The sequence below is a fragment of the Rhodococcus mengyinensis genome (genome assembly GCF_048381435.1).
Classification (GTDB): domain Bacteria; phylum Actinomycetota; class Actinomycetes; order Mycobacteriales; family Mycobacteriaceae; genus Rhodococcus_F; species Rhodococcus_F opacus_D.
Map to the genome: position 1 here is coordinate 157800 of NZ_JBLWIT010000109.1, position 13470 is coordinate 171269.

8 protein-coding genes are annotated in these 13470 nt (G+C 67.7%); 6 read left to right on the forward strand and 2 right to left on the reverse strand.

What is annotated here, in order from left to right; translation table 11 throughout:
* The first annotated feature begins 49 nt into the window (after positions 1 to 49).
* Positions 50 to 460: a DUF732 domain-containing protein gene (locus tag ACNJ7E_RS23260; RefSeq protein WP_280782987.1), complete on the forward strand. Its 411-nt coding sequence runs from the start codon at positions 50 to 52 to the stop codon at positions 458 to 460.
* 163 nt (positions 461 to 623) lie between these two features.
* Positions 624 to 1589 carry a pirin family protein gene (locus tag ACNJ7E_RS23265; protein WP_418341075.1) on the forward strand — a complete coding sequence of 322 codons (966 nt, stop codon included), beginning with the start codon at positions 624 to 626 and terminating at the stop codon, positions 1587 to 1589.
* A gap of 87 nt (positions 1590 to 1676) precedes the next feature.
* On the opposite strand, the gene ACNJ7E_RS23270 is transcribed toward ACNJ7E_RS23265, so the two are convergent.
* The gene (locus ACNJ7E_RS23270) at positions 1677 to 2027 is read right to left on the reverse strand and encodes a DUF8021 domain-containing protein (protein WP_009477281.1); all 351 of its coding nucleotides are present in this window, start codon (positions 2025 to 2027) and stop codon (positions 1677 to 1679) included.
* A 1-nt stretch (position 2028) separates the two neighbouring features.
* Positions 2029 to 3057 carry a hypothetical protein gene (locus ACNJ7E_RS23275; protein ID WP_418341076.1) on the reverse strand — a complete coding sequence of 343 codons (1029 nt, stop codon included), beginning with the start codon at positions 3055 to 3057 and terminating at the stop codon, positions 2029 to 2031.
* Between the two features lie 203 nt (positions 3058 to 3260).
* On the opposite strand from ACNJ7E_RS23275, the gene leuA reads away from it, so the two are divergent.
* The 4 genes from leuA (at position 3261) to ACNJ7E_RS23295 (ending at position 13421) form a co-directional block, all read left to right on the forward strand.
* Positions 3261 to 5069 (forward strand): 2-isopropylmalate synthase, encoded by a 1809-nt coding sequence (gene leuA, locus ACNJ7E_RS23280; protein ID WP_005569596.1) that lies wholly within the window; start codon positions 3261 to 3263, stop codon positions 5067 to 5069.
* A gap of 159 nt (positions 5070 to 5228) precedes the next feature.
* Positions 5229 to 6968 carry an aa3-type cytochrome oxidase subunit I gene (gene ctaD / locus ACNJ7E_RS23285; protein WP_418341077.1) on the forward strand — a complete coding sequence of 580 codons (1740 nt, stop codon included), beginning with the start codon at positions 5229 to 5231 and terminating at the stop codon, positions 6966 to 6968.
* A gap of 416 nt (positions 6969 to 7384) precedes the next feature.
* Positions 7385 to 12871, forward strand: a complete 5487-nt coding sequence (locus ACNJ7E_RS23290; protein ID WP_418341078.1) for an ATP-binding protein — start codon at positions 7385 to 7387, stop codon at positions 12869 to 12871.
* A gap of 172 nt (positions 12872 to 13043) precedes the next feature.
* Positions 13044 to 13421, forward strand: coding sequence for an SHOCT domain-containing protein (locus ACNJ7E_RS23295; protein WP_005253383.1), 378 nt, complete (start codon positions 13044 to 13046; stop codon positions 13419 to 13421).
* The last annotated feature ends 49 nt before the right edge of the window (positions 13422 to 13470 follow it).

Here is a 13470-nt window from a genome sequence, read left to right on the forward strand (position 1 = left end):
GGCGATACGATCGTCGCCGTCACAGGCCTCGAAAGGAATCACACGCCCCATGCGCCGCACCCTTGCTCTGACCGCCCTCACCGTCTGCTCCGCGGCAATCCTCACCGCCTGCGGTGGCGACAGCGACACCGCCGCATCCGAGACCACTTCCGCCTCGGCGTCCGTTGCGGCGAGGACGACCGCCGCCACCGCCCCCGGCAGCCGCGTGTTCTCGGTCGCCGACGACCCGCAGACGGCCGCCGACTACCTGGCCTACCTGCGTGCGAACAACCAGACCGTCACCGACGACGACCTGGCGGTCCATCAGGCCGGCGAGATCTGCACCGCCCTCGACGCAGGCAAGCCCCTCGATCAGGTGCGTGAGGAGTGGACGCCCATGCTCACCAGCGACGGCGTCTACCCGTACATCATCGGCGCGATCACGCGGTACTGCCCCGATCACGAGAACGTCCTCAACTAGTAGGCAGTAGGCGCTTCGCGCCCGTGCGCCTTTCTGGTTGTTGCAGCTACCAAAAAGGCGCACGGGCGGCGGAGCCGACCCTGTGGGAATACCTGGACGCAGCGGGTGTTACACACAATGAAGTAGTTGAACAATCAATTACCTGAGTACGAGGAGACACCCCATGCCTGCCGTGACGGTCGACAACATCCTTGCCCTGCCGCGTATCGACGCACCGGCTCCCGGCGCCGTCGACCGCCCGGTCCGTTCGCTCACCACCGCACCCGTCGGCTACGAGGGCGAAGGCTTCCCGGTTCGCCGGGCGTTCGCCGGCATCGACCTGACGGCCCTCGACCCGTTCATCCACATGGACCAGATGGGTGAGGTCGACTACGCACCCGGTGAACCCAAGGGCACCCCGTGGCATCCGCACCGCGGCTTCGAGACCGTCACCTACATGATCGACGGCATCATGGAGCACCAGGATTCCAACGGCGGCGGCGGCACCATCGGCGGCGGCGACACCCAGTGGATGACCGCGGGTGGCGGCATCCTGCACATCGAGACCCCGCCCGAGCACCTGGTGATGAGCGGTGGACTGTTCCACGGCGTCCAGTTGTGGGTGAACCTGCCGCGCGACAACAAGATGGCCGCGCCCCGCTACCAGGACATCACCGGCCAGAAGGTCGCCCTGCTGTCCTCGCCGGACGGCGGCGCGCTCGTTCGCGTGATCGCCGGTTACGTGGACGGACACCAGGGTCCCGGGTCCACGTACACGCCGATCAGCCTCGTGCATGCGACGATCGCACCGGGCGCGAGCCTGACGCTGCCGTGGAACCCCGAGTTCAACGCGCTCGCCTACGTCCTCGCGGGTGAGGGGCTCGTCGGTTCGGAGCGCCGTCCGATCCGAATGGGGCAGACGGCTGTCTACGGACGCGGTGACACGCTGACGATCGCCGCGGCCGACACGCAGGATTCGCGGACGAAGTCGTTCGAGGTGTTCCTCCTCGGCGGCAAGCCGATCCGCGAGCCGGTCGCGATGGCCGGACCGTTCGTCATGAACACCAAGGCCGAGGTGCTGCAGGCGTTCGAGGACTTCCAGGCCGGCCGCCTGGGTTCCGTTCCCGCGGCGCACGAAACGCTCGACTGACCCCACGTGAGTGGCATTGTGTGCCCGGGCACACAATGCCACTCACGTGCGGAAGACACTGCGCGACAGACGGTCCGGCGCCCCTGATCAGGGGCGCCGGATCTTCGCGTCGATGCGGTGGATACGCAGGTCGTCCTGCGGGATCCGGAACGTCTCGACCACCCGGACCGTCACGAGGGTGCGGCCGAAGAGTCCGGCGTCGAGGAGGTAGTCGACGGTGACGTCGTCGCCGTCGACCGTCCACACACAGTCGCGGATCGCCCGGATCACCCGGTACTGGGGGCCGCCGGACAGGCTTCGGCGCAGGTGATTTCCGGAGAACGCCGTCTTCAGCCCCACCTCGTAGCGCACGGCGCGCGGCTCGATGGGCACCGAGTTGCCGTCGTGGCTGAGCAACGCGTCCAGGTAGGCCCGGGCGACATCGACCTGTGTGTTCATGTCAGTAGTCGAACATTTCGGCCGCGGCGAGCACCAGCGTTTCCGCGTCGTCGCAGCTAGGCGCGGACGCCGCCACGGACGCCGTCGGCCGATTGGTGCGTTTGTCCCGTTCGCTCACCGGACTCGACGGCAGGTTCGTGTCGAACACCGCACCCGGGTAGAAGTAGTAGTGGCATTCGCGTGCGTCCCGGAAGTACGTGAACGTCTTGCCGCCGAGTTCGACCGCTTCGGGGCCGCCGGTCGGCGACGGTTCGGGCGACAGGGCCAGTTGCACGGACGCCGCGTCGCCGCCGCGGAGAGTGAGGAGACACTCGTAGGGACGGCTGCCAGGGGTGAACGTCTCGACGCCCCGCCCGGACATCTTCTCGACCACCCGGCACGGATCCTGCTGCGCGAGAGGGATATCCGAACGCACCGGCACCGGGGTGCGCAGCCTGCCGGTGACCGATCCGAGGACCGTGCGGGCCTCCGCGCAGTCGTCGCCGGCGGCGGAGTCACCCATTCCGCCCGCCCCGTCGAGATACGACACGTGCCCCCAGCGCCCCGGGGCGGTGGCGTCGTCCGGCACTCCCGGAACCGGGGGCAGCGCGAAGTAGAGGGTGCACGTGCCCGGGAGTGCGCCGACCGCGGGACGCACCTCGATTCCCGACGTCGCCTCGCCCGCACCGGTTTCTTCCGTGGGTTCGCGTTCGCCCACCGCCACCTCGACCCAGACGGGGTTGGCGGGCGTGCCGCGGGGTGGCACCAACTCGGCGTGGCACGTCGACAGATCGCCGACGGGACCGAACGCGGTGACCTGCCCGAGCGAGGCGACCAGATTTTCGTCGAGCAGGGAGCACGGGGCGATGTCGCGGGCCGCGGCGGCGACGGCCAACTCGACGCGGCTGTGATCGCTGACCGGCAGTCCGTAGATCGGCTCACCGACCCCCGCCACGCTCGGCGCCCCCTCGACCACCCCGGCACAGGAGGTGAGCAGTACCGCAAAAAGTGCGGCCACCAGCGGTGATGTCACCGTCGCGCTGCGGCCCACCGCTGTCTCCTCACTCGGACTTCGAACCCCGGCACGCGAACGATGGTGCCCGGAGTACAGTGCTGAGTATGCAGCGCGCACTCCTCCTTGGTTGCCGCGACGGGGTCTGATCCAGACTGGCTTCCCGTCGCGGGGTTTCTCGTGCGCCGGTCGACACAGCCGTTGGACTCAGAAAGTCCACATCGAACCTGGAGATCAATCCCATGTCCCCCGCTGACGCCTTTACATCCGGAACGCGCACCATCACGCCGCCTTCCAAGCCTGCTCCCTCCGATCAGCCTGAGTGGAACACGCAGAAGAATTCGTCGATGCCGACGTTCCGTTACCGCTCCTTCTCCGAGGAAGTGGAGCCGGTGTCGCTGCCGGACCGCTCGTGGCCCGACAAGATCATCGACCGCGCGCCGCAGTGGTGTGCGGTCGACCTCCGTGACGGCAACCAGGCGCTGATCGACCCGATGAGCCCCGCCCGCAAGCGCCGCATGTTCGAACTGCTGGTGCGGATGGGCTACAAGGAGATCGAGGTCGGCTTCCCGTCGGCCAGCCAGACGGACTTCGACTTCGTCCGCGAGATCATCGAAGACGGCGCGATTCCGGACGACGTCACCATCCAGGTACTCACGCAGTCCCGGCCGGAACTGATCAAGCGCACGTTCGAGGCCTGTGAGGGCGCGAACAAGGTGATCGTCCACTTCTACAACTCGACGTCCATCCTGCAGCGCCGGGTGGTGTTCAAGGCCGAGCGCGACGTGATCAAGAAGATCGCGACCGACGCTGCGACCCTGGCCCTCGAAGAGGCGAAGAAATACCCCGACACGCAGTGGCGCTGGGAGTACTCCCCCGAGTCGTACACCGGCACGGAACTCGAGTACGCCAAGGAGGTGTGCGACGCCGTCACCGAGGTGCTGCAGCCGACGCCGGAGAACCCGGTGATCCTGAACCTGCCCGCCACCGTCGAGATGGCGACGCCCAACGTGTACGCCGACTCCATCGAGTGGATGCACCGCAACCTGGCCCGCCGCGACTCGGTCATCCTGTCGCTGCACCCCCACAACGACCGCGGCACCGGCGTGGCCGCCGCCGAGCTGGGCTACCAGGCCGGCGCCGACCGCATCGAGGGCTGCCTGTTCGGCAACGGTGAACGCACCGGCAACGTCTGCCTGGTCACGCTCGGACTCAACATGTTCACCCGGGGCGTCGACCCGCAGATCGACTTCTCGAACATCGACGAGATCCGCCGCACCGTCGAGTACTGCAATCAGCTGCCCGTCCACGAACGCCACCCGTACGGCGGCGACCTCGTGTACACCGCGTTCTCCGGCAGCCACCAGGACGCGATCAACAAGGGTCTGGACGCCATGAAGTTCGACGCCGACTCGCAGGACGCGGACGTCGACGACATCCTGTGGGCGGTGCCCTACCTGCCGATCGACCCCAAGGACGTGGGCCGCACGTACGAGGCCGTGATCCGCGTCAACTCGCAGTCCGGCAAGGGCGGCGTCGCGTACATCATGAAGGCCGATCACGGGCTGGTGCTGCCGCGTCGCCTGCAGATCGAGTTCTCGCAGGCCGTCCAGCGGATCACCGACGGCGAGGGTGGCGAGGTGTCGCCCAAGGAGATGTGGGACGTCTTCCACGAGGAGTACCTGGCTCCGATCACGCCGCTCGAGCGGATGAAGCAGAAGGTCACGGCGTCCGAGGAGGACGGCGGCACCGACTCCATCACCGCGACCGTGAAGGTCGACGGCAAGGAGCACGAGATCTCGGGTTCGGGCAACGGCCCGCTCGCCGCGTTCGTCGACGCGCTCGCCACGATCGACTTCGACGTGCGGGTTCTCGACTACTCCGAGCACGCCATGTCGGCCGGTGACGACGCCCAGGCGGCCGCGTATGTCGAGTGCGCGGTGACCGCTCCCGACGGACGGAACACCGTGGTCTGGGGTGTCGGCATCGCGACGTCGATCACCACCGCGTCACTGCGGGCCGTCGTGTCGGCGGTCAACCGCGCGCACTGACCGCTTCCCGACCCTCGCTGCCGCAGGCGCGCACCACGCGCACCTGCGGCAGCGCCGTTTCCGGCCGCAATAAACGCCCACCTCCGAGGCGCCAGGTGACTACCCTGGTAACGGAGTCCACACCGGACCCGAACCGCCTCGGACCCTTCGGGGGGCGTCGTGAATCTGGCATTTCAACAGCATCTTCCGGTCCGTCCGTATCCGGCCCGGCGCCGTCCCAAGGGCAGCTTCTTCTACAAGATGATCACGACGACGGATCCCAAGGACCTGGGGATCCTGTACCTGATCACGTCGTTCGTCTTCTTCATGGCCGGCGGTCTGATGGCCCTGCTGATCCGCGGCGAACTCGCCGTCCCGGGTCTGCAGTTCCTGTCGAACGAGCAGTACAACCAGCTGTTCACGATGCACGGCACGATCATGCTGCTGCTGTACGCGACGCCGATCGTGTTCGGGTTCGCCAATTACATCCTGCCGCTGCAGATCGGCGCCCCCGACGTCGCGTTCCCCCGTCTCAACGCGTTCAGTTACTGGGCGTTCCTGTTCGGCGGCACCATCGCGATCGCGGGTTTCATCACCCCCGGCGGTGCCGCGGATTTCGGCTGGACGGCATACTCGCCGCTGACGAGCGCGCTGCATGCGCCGGGTGTCGGCGCCGATCTGTGGATCATGGGGCTGGCGCTGTCCGGTCTCGGCACCATCCTCGGCGGGGTCAACATGATCACCACCGTCATCTGCCTGCGAGCCCCGGGCATGATCATGTTCCGGATGCCGATCTTCACGTGGAACATCTTCATCACCAGCATCCTGATCCTGGTGGCGTTCCCGATCCTCACCGCGGCGCTGATGGGGCTGTTCGTCGACCGCCACCTGGGCGGGAATCTGTACGACCCGGCCACCGGCGGCGTGCTGCTGTGGCAGCACCTGTTCTGGTTCTTCGGCCATCCGGAGGTGTACATCGTCGCGCTGCCGTTCTTCGGCATCGTGTCGGAGATCTTCCCGGTCTTCAGCCGCAAACCGCTCTTCGGGTACAGCGGTCTCGTCTACGCGACGATCGCCATCGCGGCCCTGTCGATCGCCGTGTGGGCGCACCACATGTACGCGACGGGCGCGGTGCTGTTGCCGTTCTTCTCGTTCATGACGTTCCTCATCGCGGTGCCCACCGGGGTGAAGATCTTCAACTGGATCGGCACCATGTGGAAAGGGCAGCTGACGTTCGAGACCCCCATGCTGTTCTCGCTCGGCTTCCTCATCACGTTCATCTTCGGCGGCCTCACCGGCGTCATCCTCGCGAGCCCGCCGCTGGACTTCCACGTCACCGACAGCTACTTCGTGATCGCCCACTTCCACTACGTGCTGTTCGGGACGATCGTTTTCGCCACATACGCGGGCATCTACTTCTGGTTCCCGAAGATGACAGGCCGCATGCTCGACGAGCGTCTCGGCAAATGGCATTTCTGGACCACGTTCACCGGTTTCCACGGCACGTTCCTCGTCCAGCACTGGCTCGGCGCCGAGGGGATGCCGCGCCGCTACGCCGACTACCTGCCCTCGGACGGCTTCACCGTCCTCAACTCGGTCTCCACGGTGTTCGCGTTCGTCTTGGGCGCGTCGACCGTGCCGTTCGTCTGGAACGTCTTCAAGAGCTACCGCTACGGCGAGGTGGTCACGGTGGACGACCCGTGGGGTTTCGGCAACTCGCTCGAATGGGCGACGACCTGCCCGCCGCCGCGGCACAACTTCACCGAGCTGCCGCGCATCCGCTCCGAGCGGCCGGCGTTCGAACTGCACTATCCGCACATGGTCGACCGAATGCACCGCGAGGCACACGTGGGTGTGCGGGGCGCAGTGGCGCACGCGACCGAACCGGCGTCCGCCGACCCGAAGGTAAACCGTCAGTAACATCCGCGTGAAAGTTCCCTTCCCCGAGAGCTTCTCGAGGAACCGGACGAAAACGACTCTGTGACAAAGCGTTGCAGATACCTCGACGGAGGACGCCCAGTTCGACGGAATTCCGGCGTTATTACTCTCTCGTAGGGTCGACACGCAAGTCCTTGAACGCTTGACAAGCCGATCGGGGCCTCGCAGAAGTTACGCGCGGGTACATATTTTCGACGTTATGCTCGCATTCCCCGAGCAGCGGACCCGCAATGGCGCAGGTCCGACGATCGCGTTCGGGGCGCCCCTGGAGTTAGTCAAGTGGGTTGTGCAGGGGTGCACGTGTCCGCGAAGGCGGCACCCAGTCCTCGGCGGACATGGCCTTGGCCATCGAAACACTCTGCGGATCAATGAGTTTTACGGAAACGGAGCGATAACAGATGTTCAAGCGAATAGCGATAGTCAACCGCGGCGAGGCGGCGGTCCGCCTGATTCGTGCGGTGCGCGAACTGAACGCCGAGCACAACTACGGCATCCGCACGATCGCACTGCACACCGAGGCGGAACGCCGCGCGATGTTCGTTCGGCAGGCCGACGAGGGTGTGTGCTTGCGCACAGTCAAGACCGGCACCGCCTACCTCGATCACGCCGAGCTGGCCCGCGCGCTGCGCGAGAGCAAGGCCGACGCCGTGTGGGTCGGCTGGGGCTTCGTCGCCGAGGATCCCGCGTTCGTCGAGGTTTGCGAGCAGCTCGGCATCACGTTCATCGGCCCGCCCGCCGAAGCGATGCGCCTGCTGGGCGACAAGGTGGAGGCCAAGCTCCTCGCGGAGAAGGTGGAGGTCCCGGTCGCGCCGTGGAGCGGCGGCCCCGTCGCCACCCGCGCCGACGCCCGCCGTCACGCCCAGGCCATCGGCTACCCGCTCATCATCAAGGCCCGCTCCGGTGGTGGTGGCCGCGGTATCCGCAAGGTGTGGTCCGAGGACGAACTCGAACTCGCGCTCGAACGCACCCAGGGTGAGGCCCAGCGGTCCTTCGGTGACCCCGTCGTGTTCATCGAACGACTGGTTACCGACGCACGCCACGTCGAGGTACAGGTAATTGCCGACAACTTCGGCAACGTCTGGGCTCCCGGTGTGCGCGACTGCTCCATCCAGCGCAAGAACCAGAAGGTCATCGAGGAGTCCAGCTCCCCGCTCCTCACCGCCGAGCAGTCGAACCACCTGCGCACCGTCTCCGCAGAGCTCGTGCGCGCCGCCGGCTACCGCGGCGCCGGCACGGTCGAGTACCTGTACCAGCCCGAGCAGAAGACGTTCACGTTCCTCGAGGTCAACACCCGCCTGCAGGTCGAGCACCCCATCACCGAGGCCACCACCGGCATCGACCTGGTGAAGCTGCAGATCCTCGTCGCGAGCGGTGAGCCGCTGGTCGGCGACTGCCCGCCCGAGTTCGGTCACGCCGTCGAGGCCCGCCTCAACGCGGAGGACGCCGCCAACGGCTTCGCTCCCGCGCCCGGCGCGGTGCAGCTGCTCAAGTTCCCGCTCGGCAGCGGTCTCCGCGTCGACACCGGCATCGCCCAGGGCGATGTCATCCCGCCCGACTACGACTCGATGGTCGCCAAGGTCATCGCCTGGGGTCGCGACCGCTCCGAGGCGCTCGCGCGTCTGCGCACCGCGCTCCGCGAGACCACGGTCGTGCTGCAGGGCGGCACCACCACCAAGTCGTTCCTGCTGGACCTGCTGGACCGCGAAGAGGTCATCTCGGCGTCCGCGGACACCGGCTGGCTGGACCGCACCGACGCAGGCAACTCCAACGTCCCGTCCCGGACCGCGGACGTCGCCCTGATCGCCGCCGCCATCGACGTCTACGACGCCGAGGAGAAGCTCGAGCGTGAGGCGTTCCTGTCGTCCGCTCGCGGTGGACGCCCCCGCGCCGGCCACGCCATCGGCCGCAAGGTGGAGCTCAGCTACCAGGGCCAGGCCTACGGACTCACCGTCACGCAGGTCGGCGCCCACACCTACCGCGTCGACGGGGACGCCCCCGAGACCGAGGTCGAGGTCGACCGCCTCAGCGAGTTCGAGAGCCGCCTGGTGATCGGCGACCGCCGCCACCACGTCGTCTCGGTCGCGGGCCGCGCCCAGTACCTCGTCGAGGTCGACGGCATCAGCCACCAGATCAGCCAGGACGAGGCCGGCGTCGTCCGCGCACCGGCTCCCGCAGTCGTGGTCGCGGTGCCCGTGTCCGTCGGCGACGAGGTCGAGGTCGGCGCCACGCTGGTCGTCCTCGAGAGCATGAAGATGGAGACCGCGGTCCGCGCCCCCGTCGCAGGCCGGGTGCGGGAAGTTCTCGCCATGGTCAACTCCCAGGTCGACGCCGGGACGGCACTGCTGCGCGTCGAGGAGAGCTCCGAGGAGTCCACCGCTCCGAAGTCGCCTCGCGTCGAATTCGATCTCGGTGCTCCCGCTTCGCACGGGAACACCCGGGCCGATGCCCTCGAGCAGATCGACGCACTCGCCGCACTGCTCACCGGTTACGACGTCAGCGCGAAGCGGGCCGGTGTGCTCCTCGCCGATTACGAGAAGCTGCGCGCCGAGATCGCCGGCGACCCGGATCTCGTGCAGGCGGAGCTCGCCCTGCTGAACACGTTCGCGGACATCTGCGAGATCGGACGTAACCGTCCGACCGCAGCCGAGGAGGACGGTGACGAGCGCGTCCACAGCCCGCGCGAGCACTTCCACACCTACCTCCACACCCTCGACGTCGAGCTCGAAGGCCTGCCCGAGTCGTTCACGACCCGGCTGTCGCGGGCGCTGCGTCACTACGACGTCACCGACCTCGAGCGCACCGCCGAGCTGGAGGAGGCGGTCTACCGCCTGTTCCTCGCGCAGCAGCGCATGGACAACCAGGTTCCCGTCATCGCCGCCCTGCTCGATCGGTGGCTGAACGAAAAGAACGCTCCCGGCCGCGCACCCAGCGGACTCGGTGAGGTCCTGGACCGGCTGATCATCGCCACCCAGGTCCGATACCCGGTGATCGGCAACGTCGCCCGCAACGTGCGGTTCCGGTTCTTCGACGAGCCGCAGATCCGCAAGGCCCGCGAGCAGGTCTACGACGGTGTCCGCGGCAGCCTCGAGTACCTCGCCGAGCGTCCCGACGCCGCCGACTACCAGGAACGCCTCGAGGCCCTGGTCGCCACCCCGCAGTCGCTGACCGAGCTCCTCGGGCAGCGGATCGCACGCAAGAGCACGACCGTCGGGCCGCTGCTCGAGGTCGTCACCCGTCGCTACTACGACATCCGCACGCTCGAGGACGTCACGTCCTTCGACCGCAACGGACGGCGTTTCGTCACCGGTAACTTCGATCTGCTCGGCGAGCGCCTCAACCTGGTGTCGGCCGTTGCCGAGTACGCCGAACTGCCCGGTGCGCTCGACGAGATCGGTGCCGTCGCCTCGGAGAACCCCGAGAACCTCGTCCTCGACCTCTACCTGTCGTGGACCGCACCGCCCGCCGACCCGAACACGATGTCCGAGGACCTGCGGAAGGCGCTGGCGGCGCTGCCGCTGGCCGCGACCTGCCGCCGGGTCACGGTGTCCGTCTTCGGCGGAACCGACGTGGACGTCCGCAAGTTCACGTACCGCCCGGACGCAGGTGTCCTCGCGGAAGAGAAGCTGATCCGGGACATGCACCCGCTCACCGGCCAGCGACTCGACCTGTGGCGCCTGAAGAACTTCGACGGCACCCGCCTCCCCGCGGTCGCCGACACGTTCCTGTTCAACCTGGTCTCGCGCGACAACCCCACCGACGAACGCCTCATCGCGCTCGCCGAGATCCGCGACATCACGCCGGTCCGCAACGAGGACGGCCAGGTCATCGGTGTTCCCGCCGCGGAACGCGTCCTGCAGTCGTGCCTCGACGGCATCCGCCGGGCGCAGGCCACGCGCGGCAGCAAGCGCAAGCTCGACGCCAACCGCGTCGTGCTGTACGTGTGGCCGAAGATCGACGTCCCGGTCGAGGACCTCGAGGCGTTCGCCCGGGTCGCGGCACCGCTCACCGCGGGCGCCGGACTCGAGGAGATCACCGTGATCGCCCGGCTCCAGGGCGAGCCCGGCACGGAGTCGCGGGAGAAGGCTCTGCGCTTCTCCTACCGCACCGGTGCAGGCGTGGTCGTCAAGGTCACCGAGCCGCCGACCGAGCCGCTGCAGCCGCTCGACGCGTACACGCAGAAGGTCCGCAGCTCACGTGCCCGCGGCACCGTCTACCCGTACGAGCTGATCCCGCTGCTCACCGGCCGCGACGGCAGCTTCGTCGAGCACGACCTGGACGAGACGGGCCAGCTGGTTCCCGTCGAGCGTCCGTACGGTCAGAACAAGGCCGGCCTCGTCGTCGGTCTGGTCACCGCCCGCACCGACCGGCATCCCGAGGGAATGACCCGCGTCGCGCTCTTCGGTGACCCGACGAAGGCCCTCGGCACGGTCGCAGAAGCCGAGTGCGCCCGCCTCGTCGCCGGTGTGGACCTGGCCGAGAAGCTGGGTGTCCCGGTCGAGTGGTTCGCGCTGTCGTCCGGCGCGACGATCTCCATGGACAGCGGCACCGAGAACATGGACTGGGTGTCCCGCGGCCTGCGTCGCCTCATCACGTTCACGCAGAACGGTGGCGAGGTCAACGTGATCGTGGCCGGCATCAACGTCGGTGCGCAGCCGTACTGGAACGCCGAAGCCACGATGCTGATGCACACCAAGGGCATCCTCGTCATGACGCCGGACAGTGCCATGGTGCTCACCGGTAAGAACTCGCTCGACTACTCGGGTGGCGTCTCGGCCGAGGACAACTTCGGCATCGGTGGTTACGACCGCGTGATGGGCCCGAACGGTGAGGCGCAGTACTGGGCGCCGAACCTGCCCGCCGCGTGCGAGATCCTGTTCGCGCACTACGACCACGCGTACGTCGTTGCCGGAGAACGCTTCCCGCGTCGGGCGCAGACCAGCGACCCGATCGGGCGCGACGTGCGGTCCTTCCCGCACATCCACCCGTCCAGCGACTTCACCACGGTCGGCGACATCTTCTCCGCGGAGACGAACCCGGAACGCAAGAAGCCGTTCGACATTCGCACGGTGATGCGTTCGCTCGTCGACCAGGACCACGCGGTGCTGGAGCGGTGGGCCGACATGGCGGACGCCGACACGTCCGTCGTGTTCGACGCGCACCTCGGCGGTTACCCGGTGAGCGTCATCGGCATCGAGTCGCGGGCCATCGCCCGTAAGGGATGGTCGCCGGCCAACGGTCCCGACCAGTGGACCGCGGGAACGCTGTTCCCGCAGTCGTCGAAGAAGACGGCCCGGGCGATCAACGCCGCCAGCGGCAGCCGTCCGCTCGTGGTGCTGGCCAACCTGTCCGGCTTCGACGGTTCCCCGGACTCGCTGCGGCACATCCAGCTCGAGTACGGCGCCGAGATCGGCCGCGCCATCGTCAACTTCGACGGCCCGATCGTGTTCTGCGTCGTCTCCCGCTACCACGGTGGCGCGTTCGTGGTGTTCTCCGGAGCACTGAACGACAACATGGAGGTGCTGGCGGTCGAGGGTTCGTTCGCGTCGGTCCTCGGTGGTGCCCCCGCCGCGGCCGTGGTGTTCACCCGCGAGGTCAACTCTCGGGTGGCCGCCGACCCGTCGATCCGGGAGCTCGAGGCCAACCTGGCGGGCGCCCAGAACGACGCCCAGCAGGCTCACCTGCGGGTGGAGTTGGCCGCCCAGCAGGCTGCGGTGCGCAACGAGAAGCTCGGTGAGGTCGCGGCCGAGTTCGAGGCCGTGCACAACATCCAGCGGGCTCAGCGGGTCGGCTCCGTCGACGCCGTCATCCCGGCCGTCGAACTGCGTCCGTACATCATCGGTGCGGTCGAGCGCGGCATGCGCCGGGCGGTCGAAGCAGGCAAGTAGTCCCCACCCGAACGGCCGCGGCACCTACCGGTGTCGCGGCCGTTTGGCGTTTCCGCCACCGCGGGCGGGGAGTCCGCACCGGCCGCATTTCACCTGTTTCGGATGACGCGGGTGCCCCGGCCCGGTGCGATAGTCAGCGCAGAGTGAATTCGACTGTGAATGGAGCGCTGCAATGGACTCTTTCTGGGACTTTCTCTGGGTGATCATCGTCACCTTCGGCTTCGTGGCCTACCTGATCCTGTTGTTCTCCATCATCACCGACCTGTTCCGCGACCATAAGACGTCGGGCTGGGCGAAGGCCATCTGGATCATCTTCCTGTTCTTCATCCCCCTGCTGACCGCGCTGGTGTATCTCATCGTCAAGAGCGACGGCATGGCCCAGCGGTCGATGGCGGCCGCGCAGGAGGTGAAGCAGGCCCAGGACAGCTACATCCGTTCCGTGGCGGGCAAGTCCTCGGCCGAGCAGATCGCGGACGCGAAGGCCCTGCTCGATGCAGGCACCATCACACAGCAGGAGTACGAGACGCTGAAGGCCAAGGCGCTGGCCTGACCCCGCACCGTCACCGTCGAAGGCCCGCCCCGGTGCGGGCCTTCGTGCT

Coding starts and splice junctions, on each gene's coding strand:
- ACNJ7E_RS23260 (WP_280782987.1), top strand. CDS start 50: ATGCGCCGCACCCTTGCTCTGACCGCCCTCACCGTCTGCTCCGCGGCA.
- ACNJ7E_RS23265 (WP_418341075.1), top strand. CDS start 624: ATGCCTGCCGTGACGGTCGACAACATCCTTGCCCTGCCGCGTATCGAC.
- ACNJ7E_RS23270 (WP_009477281.1), bottom strand. CDS start 2,027: ATGAACACACAGGTCGATGTCGCCCGGGCCTACCTGGACGCGTTGCTC.
- leuA (WP_005569596.1), top strand. CDS start 3,261: ATGTCCCCCGCTGACGCCTTTACATCCGGAACGCGCACCATCACGCCG.
- ACNJ7E_RS23290 (WP_418341078.1), top strand. CDS start 7,385: ATGTTCAAGCGAATAGCGATAGTCAACCGCGGCGAGGCGGCGGTCCGC.
- ACNJ7E_RS23295 (WP_005253383.1), top strand. CDS start 13,044: ATGGACTCTTTCTGGGACTTTCTCTGGGTGATCATCGTCACCTTCGGC.